General features: G+C 62.5%; 3 protein-coding genes and 1 pseudogene. 2 read left to right on the forward strand and 2 right to left on the reverse strand.

From position 1 onward, the window contains the following. Positions 1–405 precede the first annotated feature (405 nt). Positions 406–1,071, forward strand: a complete 666-nt coding sequence (locus tag FS320_RS40850; RefSeq protein WP_152718253.1) for a hypothetical protein — start codon at positions 406–408, stop codon at positions 1,069–1,071. Positions 1,072–1,426: 355 nt separating this feature from the next. Here FS320_RS40850 and FS320_RS49250 read toward each other — a convergent pair. After that, positions 1,427–1,570 (reverse strand): annotated as a pseudogene (locus FS320_RS49250) (IS3 family transposase); the annotation flags it as partial. Between the two features lie 390 nt (positions 1,571–1,960). Then, positions 1,961–2,131 carry a hypothetical protein gene (locus tag FS320_RS45645; RefSeq protein ID WP_153885402.1) on the reverse strand — a complete coding sequence of 57 codons (171 nt, stop codon included), beginning with the start codon at positions 2,129–2,131 and terminating at the stop codon, positions 1,961–1,963. On the opposite strand from FS320_RS45645, the gene FS320_RS40865 reads away from it, so the two are divergent. After that, positions 2,130–2,927, forward strand: a complete 798-nt coding sequence (locus FS320_RS40865) for a recombinase family protein (RefSeq protein WP_244627716.1) — start codon at positions 2,130–2,132, stop codon at positions 2,925–2,927. The genes FS320_RS45645 and FS320_RS40865 overlap by 2 nt on opposite strands. Positions 2,928–3,003: the final 76 nt, after the last annotated feature.

Below are 3,003 nucleotides of genomic sequence, written 5' to 3' on the forward strand. Positions count from 1 at the left end.
GGCTGTCGTTCTTCGACTATCTTGGGGATCGCCTCGGGCTGAATGGGGATCAGCCGAAGATCCCACCGCTCGCAGTTCTTGTGACTCAAGCCTAAGGCGGGTTCGCCCCCCAAACTGCCCCGATTACGCTTTGCAAAGCTTAGGTTGCGCTGGGAGCTGCTGCCAACGAGCACTTGAGGCAAGGGGGGATCGGGGCTTTGGGCCTGAGCGCCCATGTGCGGCTGGCTACCTTGCCCCCGCATCGTACGGCAGACGGTAAGGCAGCGGAGTACTTTTGCCCAAGGTAGGAACGTGTTGCATCAATGCGGCACCATCTGCCACACGAACCTCCCGCCGACATGCAGCGGTTGACGCACAAGTGCCCCGCTCCCTATTTTCCGGCCAAAAGCAAACCTTAGGGGCGTCATGCAACGACTTGAGCTCAAGGCATCCGCTGCGATCGCGATCGCTGCAAGCGTGCTTTTCGGCACCAGCGCCCAGGCACAATCCCTGTCAGGGATCAAGGTCGGCGAGGAGATCTCGTCCGTTTCCAAGCTCAATGCAAGGCCGCTCCCCTCCAGGAGCACGAATCCGCACGAGGAGTGGCGGTGGAGGTTGCCCGACGGCAACAGGCTCTCCGTCGCCACGGACCCAGAGACGAAGAGGATTGTCTACGCCGAGAAGCAGTGGAGCGGCAACGCCAACGGCAAGCCTGCCGATTTTCCAGGCCTTATTTACGGTGAGACCACACTGGCAGACATCAGGGCTCATGCTCAAAGTAACGGGTTCGCATTCAAAGAACATCTGATCGAGGTGAGGCCGGACGGCCTCGCCCTCTTCAACGCGTACGAGGTCGAGGGTACGCCGGGCGTCGTGGTGACGTTCGTCACCAAGTTGTCCAAGACGGACGAGGCGCGCCTCCGGACCGGCAAGGCGAATGTGGATCTTAACCGAGCTGCCCGGCTGGACGCCATTATTCTCGCCGATGCGGGATACCTCGACACGATCTGGGGGGATGCAAAGCTGCAAGGCAAGGCGTACAAGCCCATCCGGTGGGAGCTGCCGCACCACGCAGCGTTGGCCGCCCGGTAGAGTGTGAGAGATACCCCTGTGGCTGCTGCTGGAGGTCAGCGACAGCGATCCTCGTTCGGCGTCAGAGCGGCACTGGGTAAGCACGAGGATTTGTGGGCAGCTCTATGGCCTTGGCATCTGCCGGCTGAATGAGCCAGCCACTTGTTGCCGCAATTGCCTGCGATTGGCTGATCGATCTTGCTGCTCATCTGATAAGTGCCCTTTGTGCTCTCCAGCCGAAAGCCGCCCATGATCTCCATGCTTCGATGTATCCATCTGCACGTCTTGGCCCTCATGGCCGCTGTCCTGATGGGATCGACCGTGCAGGCAGCATCAGGATATTGATCCGCCCCTATGGAGTGGTCCGGTTGGAATGTTAATGGAGTGATGGCCTTTCCGCCAGCACGGATGGCGCAGTTGGTTGAGGGTTCGGCGCTGCTCGCACCGCCATGGCCGGGACGAACACCTCCGGAGCCGGCGGCCTGTAGCCGAGGGATTCGTGAGGCCTCACGGTATTGTACAAAGCGACGACGGAACGCCCACAGGACCGAAGAGCGCGAGGTTCTGTATCCGTGGCACCCCTGGGCCGGGTGCATCGTTCAGCTTGATGAGGTCGTCGAGAAGAGTGCTGGCGATTGTGTTCGCTGCCGCCACGATGGTGATCCGTCCCGCAGATTGGAACTCCCTCTCTGGATGTTCGACCGGGCCGTGTGTGCGCCGATGCGGGTTGAGCTTGCTCCTCAGGTGGATATCGCCGCAATCCAGGCTTTGATGGCGCTGCTGGCGGATGTGTCGAAGTTAGCACCGTCGACTCCCACGGCTCCGACGGCAAACTGGATCTCTCACGACGGGAATCGGGGAGAGGCCCATGCGACGCCAGAGCAGCCCTCATCATGTCCTTCGGTCCAGATCAGAGCAGTTCGACCTGTTTGCCCAGCCAAGCGACGGCGGCCAGCCGCGGATGCCAGACTGGCGAACCCTGCCTGCGGAGACGCAGCAGGCGCTGACGAACCTGATGGTTCGCCTGATCCTCGAACACGTCCGCGACAGCCGTCCGGGACAGGCAGAGGAGCGCGGTCATGACTGACAAGATCCAGCCCCATCATCTGGAGCGCAAGGCGATCCTCTATGTTCGCCAGTCCTCCGCCCATCAGGTTCTGCATAATCGCGAGAGCAGCACCCTGCAGTACGCCATGCGGGATCGGCTGACCATGCTGGGCTGGGCGCAAATTGAAACCGTCGATGACGACCTCGGGCGGTCAGCGGCCGGCACCACCGCCCGCGCCGGCTTCGAACGCATGGTGGCCGAGGTCTGCCTCGGCAAGGTTGGAGCCGTGGCAGCCCGCGAAGTGTCGCGCTTTGCCCGCAACAGCCGCGACTGGCAGCAACTGATCGAGATGTGCCGGGTGGTCGACACGGTGCTGATTGACCAGGAGACGGTCTATGCCCCGCGGCAGGGCAACGATCGGCTGCTGCTCGGGCTCAAGGGTTCTCTCAATGAGTATGAGCTCGATCTCCTGCGCCAGCGCTCGCTCGCGGCGCGCTACGAGAAGGCCAGACGCGGTGAACTCCTCGTCACGGCGCCGGTCGGGTTCGTGAAGGCCGGCGACCGCTGGGAGAAGGATCCGGACCGGCGGGTGCAGGACGCGATCGTGCTGGTGTTCGACAAGGTGGCGGAATTGGGCAGCGCCCGCCAGGCTCTGCTGTGGTTCCACGAGCACGGGCTCAATCTGCCGGCCCGGCAGCCCAACGGCGATGTGGTCTGGCGCCGGCCCAATTATGCGACCATCCACCGGATGATCGAGAACCCAATCTACGGCGGCGCCGTGCGACCTGAGCTGCCAGAGGCTCACCACACCTGGGTTCTGGCAGCGTAAGGCCTGATAAGGAAGGAGTGCTTCATACGAGAGAAGACCCCATTCACCTGGGTGCTGCTATCCGGCAGTGCGAAGG

Source organism: Microvirga tunisiensis, assembly GCF_009296175.1.
Taxonomy (GTDB): Bacteria; Pseudomonadota; Alphaproteobacteria; order Rhizobiales; family Beijerinckiaceae; genus Microvirga; species Microvirga tunisiensis.

Coding starts and splice junctions, on each gene's coding strand:
- FS320_RS40865 (WP_244627716.1), top strand. CDS start 2,130: ATGACTGACAAGATCCAGCCCCATCATCTGGAGCGCAAGGCGATCCTC.
- FS320_RS40850 (WP_152718253.1), top strand. CDS start 406: ATGCAACGACTTGAGCTCAAGGCATCCGCTGCGATCGCGATCGCTGCA.
- FS320_RS45645 (WP_153885402.1), bottom strand. CDS start 2,131: ATGACCGCGCTCCTCTGCCTGTCCCGGACGGCTGTCGCGGACGTGTTC.